Consider the following 20,652-nt stretch of genomic DNA (forward strand, 5'->3'; position numbering starts at 1 on the left):
GCGCTGACGCCATCGCGTCCGGCCCGCCAGCCGTCTCCGTACCCTGCGCTGACGCCATCGCGTCCGGCCCGCCAGCCGTCTCCGTACCCTGCGCTGACGCTGAGCCCATCTGCGTCCGCCACGCCACGTCCCGTGCTGCTTCTCGTTTCGTTCTCTATGCATTTCTCTGAAGTCAGGTCGACAAAAGGCCAGTTGAGAGACTTGCGATTTCAGAGATTGGCATAGAGAACGCCCCGACGGTTCAGGAGATGGCATAGAGAACGAGGTTGGGGGAGTTGCCGCGTCGTGCGCATGATGTGGCGCGCGCATGATGTGGCGTGCGTACGATGCGGCATGTACACCGCATGCGTGCGGCATGCATGTGGCATGTACGTGGCGCGCACGCGACGCAGGCGTGGACTGTGGCGTGCACGAATCGGACGCATGGTTGAAATCTAAGCGTCGATGCATGAGATTTTCTGACTTCTACGGTTTATGAGCCGCGCGTGGGGGTAGATTCTCTCCTGTATGAAAAAGCGATGCGCCACGTCGCCCGCCGCCAACGGCCTGACCCACCGGCTCGGTCCATCGGTCCGCCGTCGGCCCGGTTTGCCACCGGTTCACAGGCTCGCCGCCATGCCCTGCCGCATGGGGCGGCCCCACGGCCGTTGCCGCAGCGGCGTCGCCATCGTCCGCCCACGACACGAAGGGAAGCCGTCCCCAATGAAGCAGTTCAAGACCGAGAGCAAGAAGCTCCTGGACCTCATGATCAATTCGATCTACACCAACCGCGAGATCTTCCTGCGCGAGCTCATCTCGAACGCCTCCGACGCCATCGACAAGCTCAGCTTCAAGAGCCTGACCGACCCCAGCGTGAAGCTGGACGCGGACTCCCTGGCGATTCGCCTCTCCTTCGACAAGGACGCGCGTACCATCACCGTGAGCGACAACGGCATCGGCATGACCCAGGAGGAGCTCGACCGCAACCTGGGCACCATCGCGCACTCCGGCTCCGAGCAGTTCAAGGAGGAGAACGCCGCCCACCAGGGAGACGAGATCGACATCATCGGCCAGTTTGGCGTGGGCTTCTACAGCGCCTTCATGGTGGCCGACCGCGTGCGCGTGGTGAGCCGCGCCTTCGGCTCCGACCAGGCCTACGCCTGGGAGTCCGACGGCGTCAAGGGCTACAGCATCGAGCCTGCGGCGGAAGGGGAGCGCTCGGGCGAGGACGACCACGGCACCGACGTCACGCTGTACCTGCGCGAGGCGGACTCCGACGACCCCGAGGCCGGGGAGTCCCCGGACCGCTTCCTGAGCGAGTGGGGCCTGCGCGACCTGGTGAGCCGCTACTCCAACTACGTGCGGCATCCGGTCCAGATGATGGTGAGCAAGAGTCGCGAGCTGCCGCGTCCGGAGGACGCCGGCGACGACTACAAGCCCCAGTACGAGGAGTACCAGGAGCTCGAGACGATCAACTCCATCACGCCCATCTGGAAGAAGCGCTCGAGCGAGGTCGAGCAGAAGGACTACGACGAGTTCTACCGCTCCGCCTTCCATGACTGGGTGGACCCCGCGCGCACCATCAGCTTCCACGCGGAGGGCTCGCTGAGCTACGACGCCCTGCTCTTCATCCCGGGACAGGCGCCCTTCGACCTCTACAGCAAGGACTACGAGAAGGGCCTGGCGCTCTACTCCTCCAACGTGCTCATCCAGGAGAAGTGCGCCGACCTCCTGCCCGACCACTACAACTTCGTGCGCGGCGTGGTGGACAGCCCCGATGTCACGCTGAACATCAGCCGCGAGACGCTGCAGCAGAACTCCCAGCTGCGCGCCATCGCCCGTCGCGTGGAGAAGAAGGTCACCTCGGAGCTCAAGGGCATGCTGCGTGACGACCGAGAGGCGTACGAGAAGTTCTTCGACAACTTTGGTCGCGGCCTCAAGTTTGGGATCTACAACTCCTACGGCTCGAAGGCCTCGGAGCTGGCCGACCTCCTGCTCTTCTGGTCGGCCCGCGAGGGGAAGATGCTGACCTTCGCCGAGTACGCCGAGGGCATGGCCGAGGGGCAGGACAAGGTCTACTACGCGGCGGGGGACTCCCGAGAGCGGCTCCAGAAGTCGCCCGTGGTGAAGAGTGCCGTGGACCACGGCTTTGACGTGCTGCTCTGCACCCAGGACGTGGACGAGTTCATGTTCCAGGCCATGCGCAGCTGGCACCAGGACGCGGTCGCGGGGGACTCCGAGCACAAGGGCACGGATGCGCGCGACCTCGAGCTGGTCAACGTGTCCACCGCCGACCTCGACCTCGCGACGGAGGACGAGAAGAAGGCCGCCGAGGAGGCGACCAGCGAGCACAAGGGCCTCTTCGACGAGCTCAAGGACGCCCTGGGCGAGAAGGTCACGGGCGTTCGCGCCGCAGCGGGCCTGGGCGAGGCGCCGGCGACCATCGCCGCGGAGGGTCCCGTCTCGCTCGAGATGGAGCGCGTCATCGCGCGGGGTCCCGAGGGCGAGATGGCTCCCAAGGCCCAGCGCGTGCTGCAGCTCAACGCCGCGCACCCCGTGTTCGGGAAGCTCGTGGCCGCCGAGGAGGCAGGCGACAAGGACCGCCTCAAGCTCTACGGCGACATCCTCTACGACCAGGCCCTGCTGGTGGAGGGGCTTCCCATCGACGACCCCGTGCAGTTCGCGAAGAACGTCACCGAGCTGATGTAGGTCCCTTGATGTAGGTCCCTCTCGCCTCAGGGCATGTCCTCGCCCTGATTGGGCCCGGTAGCCACCTCGCGTGGTGCCGGGCCCTCTTCGTGGGGAGGCGCCCGTCGGCGCCGGGCCCAGCACCGTTCGCAGAATCTTGCCAGAATGCGAGCGTGGCCGACGTTTGGCCTGTTGAGGGAGCGATCCTCTCGCACGAACGGCGAATCATGCGAGAACGGCAGGGCATGCCACGAGGGGCCGCGCGGGCAGGCGCAGGGGCATCGTGGTGGGCCAAAACACGCAGCTTGACCTGTAATCCGGGTACATTTAACGACACTTATGAATAGCTTATTACGCGTCGAACCCATGACCTGCGCTTTTGTTCTATCCTATAAACGCAAGGCGTACGCGCGCCAGAAATGGTTGCATCGACGATTGGATTCACATGCGCAAGGTCAAGACGTTCGGCGGCAAGAGGCACACCTACGACACCGAGAAGGCCGAGCAGCTCGGTACCCGCAGCTTTGGCGAGTTCGGCGACCCCGCCGGCTATGAGGAGACCCTCTACAAGACCAAGCAGGGCCTCTACTTCGTGGTCGGCAAGGGCGGCGACCAGTCTCCCTACGCCAAGGGCGAGGACATCAAGCCCGTCTCTGCCGACGAGGCCAAGGCCTGGTAAACGGCCTGGGGATTCTGTCCTAGCACTACGCATTCTCGACCCCGTCACCTGCTGTGACCCTGCAGGCGGCGGGGTCTTGCCTTGTTTCGCGCAGGTGGACGTCGCCGGCGAACGCCTGACTACTCGCCAGTGACCGCCCGGCTACTCGGCGAACATGTTCCTCTCGGCGAACTCCGCCTGGACGGTGCGGAACATGAGGTCGACGTCCTCGAGCCCCAGGTGCTTCTCCTTCTCCGACGCCTTGAGCGTGCCGCGCCGCCGGGCCCAGCTCTCCAGCGCCGCCGGACGGGAGTCGTGAGGGAGCATCTTGTACTCGGGGTCGACCCTGCGGCAGATGTCACGCGTGTCTATGGGCACAATACGTCCCGCCTTGCGCGCCTCCGCATAGCCATCCAGCTGCAGCATGAACCAGGAGTCCTCGAATGCGGCGTTGTGCGCCATGTAGGGGAAGGCCTCCATGGCGGCGAGCAGCGCCTCCTGCATCTTGCGGTCCTGGCGGAAGGGCTTCCTGCCCTCGAGCTGCGCCCAGCCGATGTGGTGCACGAAGCTCAGGGGCACGCCCTTCTCGCGATACAGGTCGGGCAGGCCGCAGTAGCCCATGAAGGGCCTCTGGGGCTTCGCCTTGGGTGTGAGCTCCATGAACTCGAGGCCCACGTTGATGATGTAGCCACGGCTTGGGTCGCGGTCGGTGGTCTCGATGTCGATGCCCAGGATCGTGCCCGAGACGGGCGCCTCCACGTAGGCGGTGGCGAGGTCCCGCGCGTCCGGGCCGGCGCTGCGCGCGACCTCGTCGAAGCTGCGGTGCTGGAGCGCCGCAACGGAACGAATCAGGTCCTCGTCGCTGAGCTTGCGCGAAAGCGAGGTGGGCGGAAGGTCGCGTAGGAGCTCGGTGCCATAGCTGTCGCAGGTCGTGCGGTTGCGGTCTGCCAGGTTCCTCACGAGGTCGAAGGAGAAGGGCTCCGCCCCCGGCGCGCTCGTCCTCCATGCGTCCATGAGGAGCTGGATGGCCTCCTCGTTCTTCTGGCGCTCGGCGTTGAGCGCCTCAGCATCGGTGAGGAAGCCGGGGAAGACGAAGGCGTTTGCGTGCTCTAGGGCCTGGCTGAGGTTCATGTGCCACCACTTCGCTCGCGATTGGGACTGACCCCCCAGTGTACACTGTGGCGGGCGCACCAAGGTCGCCACCATCGAACAGGAGGAGGACGCATGACAGACGCTGAGGTATCCGGCGAGCTCGTCGACTTCGTCGCGAGCAGCCCGAGCATGTTCCACAGCGCTCGCACCATCGCGAGGTACCTGGACGAGGCGGGGTTCGCCTTCCTGCCCGAGGGTTCGCGCTGGGAGCTCGAGCCGGGAGGGAGCTATTACACGACGCGAAACAACTCCAGCGTCGTGGCGTTTCGCGTGGGGGAGGAGCTCGACGGCTACCACTTTCAGCTGGCCGCGTCGCACTCCGACTCTCCCAGCTTCAAGGTGAAGAGCGTGCCCGAGCTCGAGGGTCCCGGCCCCTACCTCCGCCTCAACGTCGAAGGCTACGGTGGGATGATCGACTACAGCTGGCTCGACCGCCCCCTCTCGCTCGCCGGCCGCGTCATGGTGCAGGAGGGAGACTCCGTGCGCAGCGAGCTCTTCGCGCCGGACCGCGACCTGCTGCTCATCCCCAGCGTCCCCGTGCACATGAACCGCGACGTGAATGACGGCTACGCCTTCAACCACCAGGTCGACCTCTGCCCGCTGGCCTCCGCGGGCGAGCTTGGGGCGGGGTGGCTCGACCAGCTGGTCGCGGACGAGCTTGGCGTTGACGTCGGACAGGTCCTCGCGCGCGACCTCTTCCTCACGAACCGCGTGGAGGGGCGCGTGTGGGGTGCGACGGGGGAGTTCGTCTCGGCCGGGCACCTCGACGACCTCCAGTGCGCCTTCGCCTCGCTCAAGGGCTTCCTCGCCAGCGCCAACCCCCACGACGTGAGCGTCTACGCCTGCCTTGACAACGAGGAGGTGGGCTCCAACACCAAGCAGGGCGCGCTCTCCACCCTCCTGCGCGACGTGCTCGTGCGGGTGAACGCCGGCCTGGGCAGGGACGGGGAGGAGCTCGCGCGTGCGCTGGCGCGCTCCTTCATGGTGAGCTGCGACAACGCGCACGCCGTGCACCCCAACCACCCGGAGAAGTGCGACGAGGCAAACCGCAGCTGGCTCAACGGGGGCATCGTGGTGAAGGAGGCGGCGAACCAGAGCTACACCACGGATGCCTTCTCGCGCGCGGCCTTCCTCGCCATCTGTCGCCGTGCCGGCGTGCCAGTGCAGTGCTTCGCCAACCGCAGCGACAGCAGGGGTGGGTCAACCCTGGGCAACCTCTCCAACATGCAGGTCAGCATGCATGCCGTGGACGTGGGGCTGCCCCAGCTGGCCATGCACTCGGCCTACGAGACCGCGGGCGTCCGCGACACCGTCCACGCTATCCGCGCGCTCGAGGCCTTCTACTCCTGCGACCTCAGGATCGACGGGGCGGACGGCTTCACCCTGTCCTAGGCACGATGGGGGCGAGAGGGACGCCGCATTCTACGCCGAACGCGGCAGGGGCGGCTGCGGCCTGGTCATAACCGAGATCTGCTCCGTCAACGCGAGGCACGGCAGGGGAGACGCGCGCAACCTCCTGCTCGACTCCGACGACAAGATCCCCAGCTTCAGGAGGATGGTGGACGCCGTCCACGAGACCGGCGCCAAGTTCGCGCTCGAGATCTACCACCCGGGTTGTCAGGGCGTGCCCGCGCTCTGCGAGGACGGCATGCTGGTGAGCCCCTCGGGACAGGAGTCGAAGCTCCTGCACGCGCCGACCCGCGCCCTCTCGGCCGAGGACGTGGAGGGCGTCGTCGAGGACTTCGTGAGCGCGGGCGTCCGCAGCTGGGAGGCCGGCTTCGACGCCGTCGAGCTGCACTGCGCCCACGGCTACCTGCTCTGTCAGTTCCTCTCGCCCTACACCAATCATCGCGACGACGAGTTTGGCGGCACGCCCGAGAGGAACGCCGAGGTCGTGCGCCGCATCATCAGGGGCATCCGCGAGCGCACGGCGCCCGACTTCCCCATCCTGGTGCGCCTGACGGCCGACGAGTACCTGCGCGAGGTGGGCATCGACGACGGCATCACGCTGCCGCTCGCCATCGAGTACTGCCGGATGTTCGAGTCCTGGGGCGCCGACGCGATCGACGTCTCGGCCGGCAACTACGAGACCATGAACTGGGCCTGGGAGCCCGTGGGCTTCGACGAGGGCTGGAAGTCCGCCAACGGCAAGGCCATCGCGCGCGAGCTGGGCATCCCCGTGATCGCCTGCTCCGTCGTGCGCCATCCCGAGACGGCCATGGACCTGGTGGAGGGCGGCGTCTCCATGGTGGGCTCCGCCCGCCAGTTCTTCGCCGACCCGGACTGGGGCAACAAGGTGCGTGATGGCCACGCCGACAGGGTTCGCCCCTGCATCAGCTGCATGCGCTGCATCGAGAGCCTGATGGCCGCCCACGAGGACCCCTACACGCCCATGGTCTGCTCGGTGAACCCCGAGGCCGGGCGCGAGTGCGAGCTCGCCGCAATCGGGCGCGACGGGGAGGGGCGGCGCGCCGTGGTGGTTGGCGCCGGCCCGGCCGGGCTCGAGGCCGCCCGGGTGCTCGCCCTGCGCGGGTTCGAGACGACGCTGGTGGAGCGGGAGGGGCGCCTGGGCGGCCAGCTGGTCCTCGCGGAGCGCCCGCCTAAGAAGTGGCGCCTGGGCTGGCTCGTCGACTACTACCGCAACGTCCTGGGCGACCTGGGCGTCGGGCTGAGGCTCGGCTGCGAGGCGGCGCCCGAACTCATGGACGAGCTCTCTCCCTCTGCCGTGGTGTGGGCGGCCGGGTCGGTGCCCGTGCTGCCCGCGAGCATCCCGGGCCTCGACCTTCCCTGCGTGCTCACGGCGCCGGACGCCATCATGGCTGACCCGGCCCTGCGCGACCAGCGCGTGTGCGTGGTGGGCTCGGGCATGACGGGCATCGAGTGCGCCGAGATGCTCGCCGAACAGGGCAACGAGGTGGGGCTGTACGAGATGGTCGACCAGATCGGTCCCGGCATCTTCTTCCAGAACATGATCGACATCATGGGCAGGCTGGACAAGACCAGCACGAAGCTCTTCCCCGGCCATAGGCTCGTCTCGGTCGAGGACGGTCGGGCGCGCTTCCAGAAGGTCGACGGGAGCGAGGTCGTGGCCGAGTTCGACTGCCTGGTCCTCTCGCTTGGGATCAAGGGCGTGCCAGTGCCGGAGTGGCTCGAGGGCCGCGGCTGCGAGCTGAGGGTGGCGGGTGACGCCCTGGGCATCGGGCGCATACAGGAGGCGGTGCGCACGGGCTACGACGCAGCCCGCTCCATCGCATAGCGTCCAGGGGAGAGTCGCGCCACGATCCCGGGCGGCTGGCCCGGGCCTGTCGGGGAAGGGGTTCGCAAAAGGTGCCCGTCCGAGCCTCGCGCTCGCGGCGGGCCCCTTGCATGTGGCGCCGCCATGCCCGATTGTTGGTCTCACACGTTGCGGATCGGAGGCGCGATGGGTCAGGCTGCGAGGGTGCGGAAGGTGGCGAGCGGGCGGAGGGCCGCCCTCGCGCTCTTCCTGTTCGTGATGGCCTTCTTCGTCGAGGCGGCGCTTGGGGAGTCGCTCTCCGACGCGCTGGGCATCGACTACGACCTTGCCTACGTCGCGGCGGGCTCCATTGCCGCGACGGGCTTCGTCGCGCTCCTCGGGGGCTGGGAGATGCTCAGGCCCGACGTGGCGAGCATCAGGCGCATGCTGAGGCTGGGCTGGTGGCTCCTCCTGGTCGGCGCGGCGATGGGCGTCCTGGACCTCCACGACTTCGTCTCCTCGGGGATGGCGCCCGAGCCCGGGTGGGTGGGGCGCCTCGCGGGCGTGGCCCTGCTCTGCCTCCTCATCGGCATAGAGGAGGAGGCGATGTTCCGCGGCCTGCTGCTGCACGGCCTCCTCGCGCGAAGCGGACGCACGCGCACGGGCGTCGTCCTCGCCTGCGTCGTCTCCTCGCTGCTCTTCGGCCTGGCTCACGTGTCCGAACTCGACGCGTCGGACCCCGTCCAGCTGCTCCAGGCGGCCCTCAAGGTCACGCAGACGGGGACCTATGGCTTCGTGCTCGCGGCCGCCACGCTCTCGGGCCGTCCTGACGAGTCGGACAGCCTCTTCGGCCCCGCGCTCTTCCATGGGCTTGACGACTTTCTGGCCATGTTCGTCTCCATCGGCCTGATGGGGGAGTCGAGTGAGGTCAGCTACGTGGCAACGGGGGCGGACGCCTGGCCCACGGTGACCCTCTATGCCGTCCTGACCATCCTCTACCTGCCGTCCGTCGTGAGGGCGGCGCTCTGGCTGCGTGCGTTGGACGTCCCCCAGCTTGGCGGGGTCGCCCGCGCGGAGGGCGGGCAGGCGCCGCCGCCGGTGCCGGACGGGGTGTGCCGGACGCAGCCCACGACATTGCCCGCGGCGTCACCTGTCGAGGGTGTGCCCGTCTTGCCCCAGGACAGCGACACGAACGGGGCGGGAGGGAACGGTCTGGAGGGCCGGCCGTCAAGGCCGTGGTAGAGCGCCTCGCCGACGTGCGATCGTGACGTCTGTGAGCAGCCTTGCACTTCACGCCTTGCTTTTTCTATATTAATAGCGTACAACTTAATTGTGCTCAATTTAACTACGTCAGGAGGGATCCATCATGGGCTTCTACGACTACAGCGTCACCGACCCGCAGGGCAACGAGGTCAAGATGTCCGACTTCAAGGGAAAGGTCGTGATGGTGGTCAACACCGCCACCGGCTGCGGCTTCACGCCCCACTACGAGCCGATCGAGAAGATGTACGAGGACTATCGCGACCAGGGCTTCGAGGTGCTTGACATCCCCTGCAACCAGTTCAAGGGCCAGACTCCCGGCACCGACGAGGAGATCCATGAGTTCTGCACCCTCAACTACGGCACGCAGTTCCCCCAGATGCACAAGTCCGACGTCAACGGCGAGAACGAGCTGCCCCTCTACACCTGGCTCAAGGGCCAGAGGGGCTTCGAGGGCTTTGGGCACGGCCCCAAGGCGCTGACCATGTCCGCCCTGCTCAAGACCATCGACCCCGACTACAAGAACAACTCCGACATCAAGTGGAACTTCACCAAGTTCATCATCGACCGCGCGGGTAACGTCGTCGCCCGCTTCGAGCCCACGGCAGATATGAGAGCCGTCGAGGAGTGCGTCAAGTCCCAGCTCTAGGGCTTGTTGGCGCGTTACGACGCCCCGCCTCGCGTGGTGCGCACACAAGGAGAGAGAGGCCCCCGGCTTCGTGGCTGGGGGCCTCTCTCCTTGTTGGACATGTCTTGCGCTGTCATGAGGCTAGGGTGCCGGCGGGGCACCAAAGACGCGGGCGGCGGCGTCTGGGAGTTGCCCTGTCCTAGTCCACGGATCTGGAGAGGAAGTGCCTCGTGCGCTCGTCGCGGGGGTTGCTCATGACCTGCTCGGGAGTGCCCTCCTCCACGATCTGCCCGTCGATGAGGAAGGCCACGCGGTCAGAGACCTCGCGGGCGAAGCCCATCTCGTGCGTCACGATGCCCACGGCCATGCCATCTCCCGCAAGCTCGCGGATGAGCGCGTGCATGTCCTCGGTGAGCCGGGGGTCGAGCGCGGAGGTCGCCTCGTCGAAGTAGATGATCTGGGGGTTCATGCAGAGCGCGCGGGCGATGGCGACGCGCTGCTGCTGGCCGCCCGAGAGCTGGCAGGGGACCTTGTCCGCCTGCTCTGCGATGTCGAGCCTGCCCAGGAGCCTGCGGGCCTGCGCCTCCACCTCGTCGCGTGGCCTGCCCTGCACCACGACGGGCGCGTCGACGACGTTCTGGAGCACCGTGCGGTGGGGGAAGAGGTTGAAGTTCTGGAAGACGATGCCGAAGCGCATGCGTGCCTGGCGCATCGCCTGGCGGTCGTAGGAGCTGCCGGAGCCGCCCTCATCCCCGTCCTTCGCCACGAGCACGTTGCCGTAGGCGAGCTCACCTTGGTCGAAGGTGTCCAGCAGCGTGAGGCACCTGAGGAGCGTGGACTTGCCCGCGCCGGAGGGCCCGATGACCGAGACCACCTCGCCCTTGTTGATGAGCAGGCTGATGCCCCTCAGGACCTCCCTGTCGCCAAAGGACTTCCTTCCTCCGCGCAGGTAGACCGCCGGCAGTCCCATGAAGGTGGCGAAGCTCTGGTCCGGGGTGGGGATTTCCTTGGGGTTGCTCGGGCTAATCATGATAGTAGGCCAGCTTCTTCTCGACGCGGCGGAGCACGAACTCGATGACCAGGCAGGTCAGCCAGTAGACGAGGGCGGCGATGGCGAAGGGCAGCATGGTGCGCTGCGATGCCACCAGGGCGCGGCCGGTGGTGAACATCTCCGCCACGCCGATGGAGAAGGCGAGGGAGGTGTCCTTCACCAGGGTCACCACCTCGTTGCCCATGGCGGGGAGGATGCGCTTCACGACCTGGGGCAGGATGATGCGCGCGAATGCCTGCGAGCGGGAGTAGCCCAGGACCTCGGCGGCCTCATACTGCCCGCGGGGCATGCTCTGTATGCCCGAGCGGTAGATCTCCGCGAAGTAGGCGGCGTAGTTGACCACGAAGGCGAGCATGACCGCCACGAACATGTAGCCAGGGCCGGTCTGCCGGCCAAAGACGTAGTAGGGGGCAAAGAAGACCGCGAACATCTGCAGCATGAGCGGGGTGCCGCGCATGACGGAGATGAAGAGCTGGCAGAGGAGAGAGAGGGGCTTGAAGCGCGAGAGCCTGCCCAGGGCAACGGGGATGCCCAGGGGTATGGCCCCGACGAGCGTCAGGGCGAAGATCTGCAGCGAGGTCACATAGCCCTGCAGCAGCATTCCTGTCATGGTCGAGACGTCCAACTGCTCCCCATCTCTCTTGGTCGGTCCTACGCGGTCGGTGGCTCGTCCCGCCTAGGCCTTGGGGAGGACCCACAGGTCGTACGATACCCCCTGGTCGGCATACTTCTCGCAGAGCTCCTTGACCTTGCCCTCGGCGTCGAGCGCCTGGAGGTCCCTCTGGACCTGGTCCGCAAGTGCCTGGCCGGCGTCGGTCTTTGCGAATCCCACGCCGAAGTGCTCGGAGTTGAGCGCCTCGTCCAGGATCTTGAAGCTGTCCTGCCTGCCCGCGATGTTGAAGCTCGCGACGGGGTAGTCCACCGCGATGGCGTCCACGGCGCCGCTCTCGAGCATCATGAAGGCGGTGTTGTAGTCGCCGATGGTCTGGAGCTGGGCGAAGCTCGCCGCGAGCTCCGCCTGCGCGCCGTCGGCGTTCAGCAGGTCGTAGGCTGCGGAGTCGGACTGGGTGACCACGTTCTTACCGGCGAGGTCGGCGAGGGTGGCAATCTGGGAGTCGGCGCGCGTCACCACGACCTGGCGATTCTCCATGTAGGGGTCGGTGAAGGCATAGTCGCCCTCGCGACCCTCGATCGTGAAGCCGTTCCAGATGCAGCTGATCTGTCCGCTGTTGAGGAGGCCGTCCTTGGCGTCCCAGGCGATGGGGCTGGGCTTGAAGGTCCAGCCCTCCCTCTGGCAGACGGCCTGGGCGAGGTCGAGGTCGAAGCCCGTGTAGGCGCCGTCGTTGCCAACGTATCCGTAGGGCGGGAACTCCTGGTCGAAGCCCACGACGAGGGTGCCGTCGAAACCTTCGACGCCGCTTCCGGACGCCGGGGCCGCCGCAGGGGAGCCGGCGGAGTCCGCGTTGGAGCATGCTGCGAGCGAGGCCGCCGCCGGCGCTGCCAGAGCCGCCGTCGCCATCTTGAGGAACTGCCTGCGACCCATCGTCACGTCGTGTGCCTTCATGTTCTCCTCCGCCCCGCCTGCCCTATGGTCAGGCATCAAATTGGCTAAGCACTTTAGTAGGGTGGAGTAAGTCTAGGACGCGAGGCGGACGCGTTCAAGCTCGGAAACCAGCTGTACTCATTCTCCCTCCGCTCCACAGACGGGCGAGAGGCGCGCTCGGCCTGGCTCGCAATAGACGACCAGGGTTCGCCAGGGTTGCCCAGACCAGAGGGAGCTGCAGGTGACGAGCGTCACGGCCCGCGTCGGCGCCTGGCAGAGGACTGCGGCGTCAGGGCTCTTGGCGGAGGAGGAGCGGCAGATCCCGCGCAGGAAGTCGGGGAGTGACGAGTCATCGCCGAAGTCGAAGCGTTGGACGTCCGGCCAGTCGCTGGGCACGCGCAGGGCGCAGAGGGCCCTGAGCCTTGACTCGCCCCGCCCGTCGGTCCAGATGAGGTCACGGCCCGCCAGCTCCTCGAAGTTTCGTGGGACGTGGGCGTCATGAAGGCAAGAGAACATGAGCGTCGTCCCGGCGAAGTGGTGGCCGTAGACGACGAGATGCTCCGACGTCGGCCCACAGCGCGCATCGACGAAGGGGCAGCCCAGCCGGGCGGGGTGCCCCCAGGGGTCATGGTCGAGGTAGAAGAGCGGGTCCCTCACGTCTGCCTGGGCAACGGGATAGTCGATAGGCGTCCCCTCGATGCGGAGCCATGCGCGCACGCCGTTCGGGAGGTGGCCCTGCGAGCGGCCCTGCGAGCCGCTTTCCGGGTTGCCTTGGTTGGCGGGCGGGCGCAGTCCCTGGGCCAGGACCTGGTAGCGTGCCTGTTCGATCAGGCCGAGGGCCGCTGGGATAAGAAAGGCAAGGAGCAGGGAGCCGCCCACGAGGAGGAGGGACGTGGCGGCGAGCCGGCGTGGCGTGCCACGATGCCCGCGACGCCGGGCCGGGATTCGCACGCAGGCCCTTCCGCCTGCGGCTTTGGGCGGTCTGACCCTTGCCATGTGAAGCCCCCGACACATTCGAGAGAAGTTTTTCAAATTAACCCTTGCATCCTGCAGCGAGTTTGGGCATGATAATCAAGCGCGTTACGAGGTGGGGCAAATGGTGGGTGTAGCTCAGTTGGCAGAGCGACGGACCGTGGCTCCGTAGGTCGAGGGTTCGAGCCCCTCTACCCACCCCATTCATAAACGCATGCGGGTCGTTAGCTCAGTTGGTAGAGCAGGGGACTCTTAATCCCAAGGTCGAGGGTTCGACCCCCTCACGACCCACCACGAGAAGTCGCGGGCCATCAGCTCCAGCAGCTGGTGGCCCGCTTTCTTGTCTCTAGGGCAGCTTCCTCCCAAAGTCATCCGTACGGATGCGTGGGGGGATGCGTGGGGGACGCCCGCCTGACTTGCTCATTGCACGCTGCCGTCCTCCCTTGAGGAGGGCGTGTCCTCCGGCCGCGAGAAGCGCGCCTCCCACCAACAGGCCGAGGGCCTCGACGCCCACTCCGGTCTGGGGCATCGACCTGGACCCACCTCCGCCGGAAGACGAGTCCTGCCCTTGCGGTGCCTGGCCTTGCTTGGGCTCTTGCAGGGTCACATAGAGCCCGGTCCTCCCCCTCGAGAAGATTCCCTCCTGCGCCCAGGCGGCTCGCGCCACGAGCCCCAGGGGCGCCAGGGCGAGCGCGGTCGCCAAGACGATCCTTGCCAGCCGGAATGTGCCCGCCGTCCTGGTGCGGCCACGGTCATCATCTCTCATCTCGAACTCACCCCCCTGGTCCTGAGGTCACCCGGGGCGACGGTCCAGTTGATGCCGCCCACCTGCCTCTCCCTCACGAGGAGGGTGGCGTCGCTCACGCGCCCCCGAAGCCCGTTGAGCGCGAGGCTCCGCTCCCTCTCGACGTTCCACTCCAAGGGGTTCTTCGGCGCCGAGGGACGCGCGTAGTCTCCGAGCCTGACGGCGCTTCCCCCCTCGGGGGTCATCTCGAGCTCCACCTCACCATCGCGTGGGTCAGAGGAGACGATCCTCACGCCGCCTCCCGAGTGGACGGAGATCTGGCTCACGTGCACTCCCATGTCGCTCTGGTTCGCGATCGCGACGACGCCGTCTGCGGGCCCATGGACGCTTCCGTCCTGCTTGGCCTCGTAATGGATCGCGACGGGGATCCTGACCTTGACGCGCTTGGGCTTCCACTGGGCGTAGAGCGTGACCTTCTCGCCTTCCTTGGACGATAGGTTGCGCACGCTTTGGCCGAGCTCGTACGACTTGCCCCTCCCGTCGGGTGCGGCGTTCCAGCCGACGAGGTCGAACACCTCGCGCTCGAAGCCGCCGTCGGGGATGCGGACGTCCTCGTCGAATGTCGCCGCGAGGTCCCTCACCGACCCGTCGGCATCCTCGGCGTTGGGGTCGAAATGGATGGAGTAGCGAATCGCCTTCCACTGCGCCCGTACCGTCGCGTCTCCCTCGCCAAAGCGATAGCTCTCCCCGTCGACCCTGCCATCGCCTTCGAGCTTCCACCCCTGGAACTGGTAGCCTTGCCTCTGCGGTCGCTCGAGCGTGGTGCTGCTGCCGTATTCCTGCGTCAGGGTGGTGGGAGAGCCGCTCTTGCGCCAGGTCCCGCCCATGGGGTCCACGGTCAGGCGCTGGGACGACTTCTGCCAGACGGCATGGAGGCGCACCGTGCCCCCGTCCTTCTCGGACAGGTTCTTGACCTGCTGCCCCTCACCGTAGTCTGGCTTGGATGCCTTTGGGTCGCGGGCCCACCCCTTGAACACGTGGCCCGCGCGCTTGAACCCGCTCCTTGGCAGCGTGCTGGGCTCGTCGTAGCTTGCCTGCACGTTGGGCGTCCCACCCGAGGTGGCGCCGTTTCCCTCGAATGCGATGGTGTAGCGGTTCTTCCTGTAGCGGGCAGTCACGGTCACGTCAGCGGTGACGGGCTTGTAGTCGCCGTCCCACCTGAGGAAGGTCCTGCCACGCACCGTGGGCGGCTCGGGCGTGCTCGCGTTGGAGTGGTAGATGACCTTCTTCTTCTGGATGACCTTGCCGTCCTCGCCATTCACGAAGGTCACGGTATTTTCTTGGACGTCCAGGTAGATTACTATGCCGTCTGCGTATATGCCCTTATGCGAGACGTCTCCCTCGCTCACGGTCTTGCTCTGCTCCGCGCTCTCCAGCGGATGCATGCGGTACTTTACGCTGTAGTGCTTCAGCGCCTCCCCCTCGAGCCTTACGGCGAAGCCTATCGCGGAGCGCCCGCCCACGTTGTCCTGACCCGCCGTCTGGCCGTTCTTCGCCCAGGCGGAGTGGGACCCGTCCGAGTAGAGCAGCCTGTAGCTCACGGAACCGGCGGAGTCCGTGCCTCCGACCCATCTGACCTGCAGGCCGCTGAGGACTCCGTGGTCGATCCTCCCTCCCAGGACCCTTCCCGCGTCTGCCGGGACGTCGGTGTGGGAGTTGTCCGTCTTCGCGGTTGACCAGCCCGTCCAGCCGCCCTTGCGGTCGTTGGGGTTGCAGAAGTAGCCCCTGAAGCTGAGCTTGGGGTACACGTACTTGCTGTCTGTGGGCGCATACGCCGAGCTGACCCTCGCCATGCCCGCGACGAGTTCCTGGTAGCTGACGCCGATGGGTGCCAGCCCGTCATCCGAGGGCATCCCAGTCGCCTCGTCTTGGGCGGGGGCGGGGTCCTCCCGGCCGGCTGTGCCCTCAGTGGCTTCTTCCGGCTTTCCCATCCTCGGCTCGCCTTCCTGGCATACCTCCTTGTCACTGTCCAGCCCGTGATCGTTCCCTGCCGTCGTTCCCTCGCCAGCAGGCGCGACGGGCCTGTCGGACGGGCCTGCGCCGTGCCCGACCGACTCCCCGGTCCCGCCGTCGGATTCGTCCGGCACCGCTGGGGCGGGCCCCTCGCCTTCGGAGGCGGAGGGATTCGATGTCGTGTCGGTGTCGGGGGGTGTCTCTGGCTCCGCGCCGTCCCTCGCGGGCGATGGGGGCTCGGCCGCCGCTGCGGATGTCTCCCCGTCGCACGTGTCCGCCCCGTCCGCGGGAGGGTCCACGTCCTTCTCTCCGTCCCCTTCCCTCTCCGAGGCCTCGTCGCACCCGTCGGCGCCGCGCCCAAGACCGTCGCGCTCTGGCTCTCTGCCATCTGGCTGTCCCTGCCCTGGCGCCTCCCTTTCCTCGGTGTCGTCGAGCTCCGCCAGCGCCTCCTCGGGCCATTGGGCAAAGAGCGTCACCACGCCGTCCCTGGCATGGGGGAGCAGGTCCTCCAACTCTCCCTCGTCCACCTCGCCGTTGCCGTTCGCATCGTCCCAGAGGCTGGTCCCACGTAGCGGCGTCCCTCGTCTGACGAGCCTCCCCGTGCCCTCCTTGTCCAGGGCCCAGCCCAGCGGCTCATGGGGGCCAAGGCTGATGCCCGACGGGTCGAGCAGGGAGGTCCTCCCCGCGGCAAGGGGCTGGTCGGGGCTGCTTCCCCGTGCGAGCTCGGAGTTCTTGTCAAAGCTGAGCGTCAGTTCGTCCGTCGACTGTCGTCCCAGCGCCCCCGCCGCTGCCGGGATGCTCGCGAGGCCCATCGACGCCGAGATGACGCACGATATGGCGAGCCTCGCCGGACGTCTGCATGACCCGTAGGCCCAATAGGCCCTCGTGCACGGTGGTCTTCTCATCTGCCTCTCCTCTCCCTCCATTGGCCCTCCCGCGTCACGCGCCTCACGCCTGCGCCTCGGATGGCTCGGCGTTGGTTCCCGGCCTCACGGTCCAGTGGATCTCTCCGACCTGGGTGTCCTTCGCGGGGTCGATTCCCCCGAAGCCCGAGATGCGGCCGGTCAGGCCGTTGAGGTAGAGCTTGTTGGCGTCGTCTGCGATGCGCTCCTCGCCCGAGGGCTTGGTTGACCTCGCGATGTTCCACTTGCCCGCCCGAAGGTCGCGCTCCCCTTTGTAGTCGCCCAGGTCGATGGAGTCGCCGTTCGAGTTGGTGAGGCTGAGCCAGATCGAGTCGGCCTTGCCCTCGCGCTCCGCCTGCTCCTCCTGCCCCTTCGTGACGATGGCCGCGCCGTTGCCGTCGCTCACGGACGCGCTCGCGACGTGGACGGGCATCGTGGAGTTGTTGGAGAACTTGATGACGTTGTCCTTGGGGCCGCTCAGCGTCCCCGCGGAGTCGGCCACGTAATGGATGGCGACCGGGATGGTCACGCGGATCTGGTCCAACAGCCCGTCGGGGTCGTCCGGGTCCTTGCCCTCGGGGGTCGTCAGGGCGCTGGCGTCTGCCACGACGTAGAGCCTCGTCTCTCCCCTGGAGCTAGGCAGCGGCGAGCCCGCCGTCTCCTTGCCAGGCGCGGTTTCGGAGTCGGCGGGGGGCTGGGCCGTCCTCTCGCCCCCGTCCCCCTCGCCGTTCCTCTGGTCCGCACCCTCCGCCAGAGGCGCGGCGGCCGCGTCCGTCACGCTCGCAGGCGCGGCGTCCGCCCGCGCCTCCTCGGCCAGTGCCGCCAGGGGGGAGGAGAGCGCCAGCGCCACCCCCAGCCCGGCCATGACGGCCATCCGCGCGCAGCTCCTGCAAGTGTTGCCCATGTCCCGCATATTCCCGCCTTCCTCCGTGGTCCCTGTTGCCGCATCCGGGCGGACGCCCGCCCTGGTCGCCTATTCCTGGGGACGGCAGATGATGTCCACCTCCGCCGCGCACGACGCCCCGAAGCTGTTGTGTCCGAGCAGCCTGCCCTCGTTCGAGAGGAGCGACACGCCTCGCTCGTAGCCCTGGAACTCGACCACGGCATGATGTGTGCCCGCCTCGAGGGGGTGGCTCAGGTCGACGGTCTGCAGCTGCTCGCCAGGCGAGAGAGCGCCGGACTCGAAGAGCAGGTCGTCGGGCCTCTCCCTCTCGAAGATCCGTATGCGCTGGTCGCAGTGGTTGGTCGAGGGGTTCTCGAGGCGTGCCTCCACCGAGGTCTGTCCCTCCTCGAGCTCCATCGCCGCGGCACAGCTTATGTCCATGGAATAGGCGTCCGCCTCCGCCTGCCGGTCGAGATCCCGCGCCTCGTCGCCCTCCCTTGCCAGGGCGTCGTAGGAGCCCAGGCTGACCCGTGGGTCCTTCCAGCCGGCCTCGAGCAACCGTGGGGCCTGGAGCGCCGCCGCCGCGAACGCCAGGCCGAGGACGACGAGCGCCAGCACCCTCGTCCCTCGTGGGTTCCGGGCCGACATGCCCCTGCGTCCCCGTGCCTTCCGCCTCTTCACCTAATCCCTCCTCGTCCGTCGCCGAGGGAAGTGCTTCCCTGGCATGGCGGCCGCCCCGAGGGGCGCGTGAGACAATCGTCCGACGGGAGGGCGTCGGTGGGCCCGGGCTTTTAGATTGAGCTGGCAGCAAGCTGGCGCATAGCTCGCGCCAGTCTGCGGCGCCGCAGGTGGGAGGACGTGCATGGACGCACGCAGGCGGCCATGCCCCTCCATCCGCCGCCGTTGGCGGGCAAAGGGCGCCCGCAGGGGGCGGTGAGGCGAGCGGTGACGGAACTTTTATGCAGGGGGATGCCATGACGATGCGCCGCGTCGCCGCTTCGCGCACGCTCGCGCCGTGGGGACCGGCACCCTCGCGCGGCATGGCGGTCGTCGAGCCGGTCGAGCGGTTCCACGACCTCCGGTGGGGACCGGCTCGCCCGCGCGGCATGGCGGAGGGGCAGGCCGAAAACCAGTCCGGCCTGCCCCTCCGTCGTAACTTCCGTGTCGTGTCGCGATGTCTGGCTAGCGGGTTCCGCCCCTGTCTCCGGGATGCCTCCTGCCGCGCCTGGCGCCCGCCTCGCCACGGTCGGGCGAGAGGTTGAAGCCACTCTCCGCCGCCTTCGCCCTTCGACGGGACTGGGGGCGCGGCCTCTGGGTCGTGGCCGGCTTGGCTCCGCCGTCCTTCCGTGACGGGCGGCCAGACCCCTTGGCGCGGACCTGCCGGGAAGTGGCCTGCCCCGCCTTGTTGGTGCCTGGCCTGGGATGTTCGGTGGCCATGCCTGCCGCGGCCGGGCCTTCCGCCGCGGCCTTCCGCGCCCTGCGGGCGTCCGCCATCTTCTTGCGCGCCTTCTTTCCGGGGAGCTTCTCGTGCGGGTCGCGGCCGGGGTCCATCCTAACCGGGTCCCTGCCTAGGTCGAGTCCCTCGGCGCGCGGGAACGGGGGGATCACCCTGCCCATGAGCCCCTCAGTGTCGCGCAGGTCGAGGTAGTCGTCCTCGGTCACGAAGCTCAGCGCCCAGCCGCTCTCTCCCGCGCGGCCCGTGCGGCCGATGCGGTGGATGTAGTCCTCGGCGTCGCCCGGCACGTCGAAGTTGACCACGTACGAGACGTCGGGAATGTCGATGCCTCGGGCCAGCACGTCGGTCGCGACCAGGACGTCAACCTGCCCGTCACGGAAGTTTGCCAGCGCCCGCTCCCTCTGGTTCTGCGAGCGGTTGCCGTGGATGGGTGCACAGAGCACGCCCGCCTTCCTGAGCTTGCGGCAGATGCCGTCGGCGCGGTGCTTGCCGCGACAGAACACGATCACCCGCCGCGAGCCCTCGCGCCGGAGCAGCTCGGCGAGGACGGCGTTCTTCGCCTCGGGGGACACGGGGAGCACGTACTGGTCGACGGTTTCGGCCGCGGTGCCCTTGCGGGCGACCTCCACGCGGACGGGGTGCCTTACCAGCGACTTGGTGTTGGAGAGGACGTCGTCGTCCAGGGTGGCGGAGAAGAGGAGCGTCTGGCGCTGGCTCGGGGTCGCGGCGACGATGCGGCGCATGTCGGGGAGGAAGCCCATGTCGAGCATGCGGTCGGCCTCGTCCAGGACGAGGACGCGCACGGACGAGAGGTCCGCCTCGTGTTGGTTCATGAGGTCCTGGAGGCGGCCCGGCGTCGCGACGAGCAGGTCGCAGCCCCTCCTCAGGGCCTGCCTCTGGGGCTCGTAGCCGACCCCTCCCACCAGCACGACGGTCCTGTGCCCGGTGTGGCGGCAGATGAGCTCCGCCGCGTCCTCGATCTGCTGTGCCAGCTCCCTGGTTGGGGTCACCACCAGCATGAGGGGTCCCTCCCCCTTGCCCGCGTGCCCCAGCCCGTCGAGGGTCGGCAGCAGGAACGCCGCCGTCTTGCCCGTTCCCGTCTGGGCGGCCGCCATCACGTCCTTGCCGGCGATGACCTGGGGTATCGCCAGGCTCTGCACCGGCGTCGGCTCGTCGTAGCCCAGCTCCTCCACGGCCGCGAGGGCCCTCTTCGAGAGCCCAAGCCCCCCGAAGCCGTCCGAGTCCTCCCGGACGGCCGCCATGCCACGGCCGGACCGGCCGCCGTTCTGATTGCTCATGCGCTTCCCATCTGCTTGCTTCCGCGACCCTGCGCGGCGATCTTCCAAGGCGAGGGGGCCAGGCTGCAGGCACGGCACCTACTCGCAACTACATGGTACGCATGGGCGCCGACCTGCGCGTCGCCGACCGCCCCGCTCTTCCAAATAAGCGCAACTCGGTATCATCGGGGTCGAACGGTCGTCTGCGTCGCCCGTCGGCGGGCGCGTCCC

Annotated in this window: 15 protein-coding genes, 2 tRNA genes and 1 pseudogene; 9 read left to right on the top strand and 9 right to left on the bottom strand. The window is 67.8% G+C overall.

Annotated features, from left to right (window positions below; genetic code table 11):
* Positions 1-702: 702 nt before the first annotated feature.
* Together htpG and Q5923_RS08725 are read left to right on the top strand one after the other, a co-directional pair.
* On the top strand, positions 703-2,688 hold the full coding sequence (htpG, locus tag Q5923_RS08720; protein ID WP_009278914.1) for a molecular chaperone HtpG: 1,986 nt from the start codon (positions 703-705) through the stop codon (positions 2,686-2,688).
* 424 nt (positions 2,689-3,112) lie between these two features.
* Positions 3,113-3,346, top strand: coding sequence for a hypothetical protein (locus Q5923_RS08725; RefSeq protein ID WP_009278915.1), 234 nt, complete (start codon positions 3,113-3,115; stop codon positions 3,344-3,346).
* Positions 3,347-3,487: 141 nt separating this feature from the next.
* Here Q5923_RS08725 and Q5923_RS08730 read toward each other — a convergent pair whose 3' ends face one another.
* Positions 3,488-4,456 (bottom strand): DNA polymerase, encoded by a 969-nt coding sequence (locus tag Q5923_RS08730; protein WP_009278916.1) that lies wholly within the window; start codon positions 4,454-4,456, stop codon positions 3,488-3,490.
* Positions 4,457-4,549: 93 nt separating this feature from the next.
* On the opposite strand from Q5923_RS08730, the gene Q5923_RS08735 reads away from it, so the two are divergent.
* From Q5923_RS08735 to Q5923_RS08755, 5 genes and pseudogenes are all read left to right on the top strand, one after another.
* Positions 4,550-5,869, top strand: a complete 1,320-nt coding sequence (locus tag Q5923_RS08735) for a M18 family aminopeptidase (RefSeq protein WP_062530850.1) — start codon at positions 4,550-4,552, stop codon at positions 5,867-5,869.
* A 25-nt stretch (positions 5,870-5,894) separates the two neighbouring features.
* Positions 5,895-6,779, top strand: a pseudogene (locus tag Q5923_RS08740) (NADH:flavin oxidoreductase); the annotation flags it as partial.
* Between the two features lie 90 nt (positions 6,780-6,869).
* Positions 6,870-7,733 carry an FAD-dependent oxidoreductase gene (locus Q5923_RS08745; protein ID WP_303133561.1) on the top strand — a complete coding sequence of 288 codons (864 nt, stop codon included), beginning with the start codon at positions 6,870-6,872 and terminating at the stop codon, positions 7,731-7,733.
* Positions 7,734-7,898: 165 nt separating this feature from the next.
* Complete coding sequence (locus Q5923_RS08750) at positions 7,899-8,933, top strand: CPBP family intramembrane glutamic endopeptidase (protein ID WP_303133529.1); 1,035 nt, start codon at positions 7,899-7,901, stop codon at positions 8,931-8,933.
* A 124-nt stretch (positions 8,934-9,057) separates the two neighbouring features.
* A complete protein-coding gene (locus tag Q5923_RS08755; protein WP_072500045.1) occupies positions 9,058-9,600 on the top strand; it encodes a glutathione peroxidase in 543 nt (180 codons plus the stop codon).
* 178 nt (positions 9,601-9,778) lie between these two features.
* On the opposite strand, the gene Q5923_RS08760 is transcribed toward Q5923_RS08755, so the two are convergent.
* From Q5923_RS08760 to Q5923_RS08775, 4 genes are all read right to left on the bottom strand, one after another.
* On the bottom strand, positions 9,779-10,609 hold the full coding sequence (locus tag Q5923_RS08760; RefSeq protein ID WP_009278921.1) for an amino acid ABC transporter ATP-binding protein: 831 nt from the start codon (positions 10,607-10,609) through the stop codon (positions 9,779-9,781).
* On the bottom strand, positions 10,602-11,240 hold the full coding sequence (locus Q5923_RS08765; RefSeq protein ID WP_009278922.1) for an amino acid ABC transporter permease: 639 nt from the start codon (positions 11,238-11,240) through the stop codon (positions 10,602-10,604). Before Q5923_RS08765 ends, Q5923_RS08760 begins: the two co-directional genes overlap by 8 nt.
* 66 nt (positions 11,241-11,306) lie before the next feature.
* A complete protein-coding gene (locus Q5923_RS08770; protein WP_303133533.1) occupies positions 11,307-12,194 on the bottom strand; it encodes a transporter substrate-binding domain-containing protein in 888 nt (295 codons plus the stop codon).
* A gap of 117 nt (positions 12,195-12,311) precedes the next feature.
* Positions 12,312-13,169, bottom strand: coding sequence for a class B sortase (locus tag Q5923_RS08775; RefSeq protein ID WP_303133536.1), 858 nt, complete (start codon positions 13,167-13,169; stop codon positions 12,312-12,314).
* 103 nt (positions 13,170-13,272) lie between these two features.
* Between Q5923_RS08775 and Q5923_RS08780 the strand changes: the two genes are divergently transcribed.
* A tRNA-His gene (locus tag Q5923_RS08780) sits at positions 13,273-13,348 on the top strand.
* Between the two features lie 15 nt (positions 13,349-13,363).
* Positions 13,364-13,439, top strand: a tRNA-Lys gene (locus tag Q5923_RS08785).
* A gap of 468 nt (positions 13,440-13,907) precedes the next feature.
* Here the strand turns inward: Q5923_RS08785 and Q5923_RS08790 are convergent.
* The 4 genes from Q5923_RS08790 to Q5923_RS08805 form a co-directional block, all read right to left on the bottom strand.
* Positions 13,908-16,808: an InlB B-repeat-containing protein gene (locus tag Q5923_RS08790; RefSeq protein WP_198003157.1), complete on the bottom strand. Its 2,901-nt coding sequence runs from the start codon at positions 16,806-16,808 to the stop codon at positions 13,908-13,910.
* A 43-nt stretch (positions 16,809-16,851) separates the two neighbouring features.
* Positions 16,852-17,709 carry a hypothetical protein gene (locus Q5923_RS08795; RefSeq protein ID WP_156797613.1) on the bottom strand — a complete coding sequence of 286 codons (858 nt, stop codon included), beginning with the start codon at positions 17,707-17,709 and terminating at the stop codon, positions 16,852-16,854.
* 69 nt (positions 17,710-17,778) lie between these two features.
* Positions 17,779-18,369, bottom strand: coding sequence for a hypothetical protein (locus Q5923_RS08800; protein WP_009278928.1), 591 nt, complete (start codon positions 18,367-18,369; stop codon positions 17,779-17,781).
* A gap of 501 nt (positions 18,370-18,870) precedes the next feature.
* Positions 18,871-20,442 carry a DEAD/DEAH box helicase gene (locus tag Q5923_RS08805; protein ID WP_009278929.1) on the bottom strand — a complete coding sequence of 524 codons (1,572 nt, stop codon included), beginning with the start codon at positions 20,440-20,442 and terminating at the stop codon, positions 18,871-18,873.
* Positions 20,443-20,652 lie beyond the last annotated feature (210 nt).

Source organism: uncultured Olsenella sp., assembly GCF_959602185.1.
GTDB classification, from domain to species: domain Bacteria; phylum Actinomycetota; class Coriobacteriia; order Coriobacteriales; family Atopobiaceae; genus Olsenella_I; species Olsenella_I phocaeensis.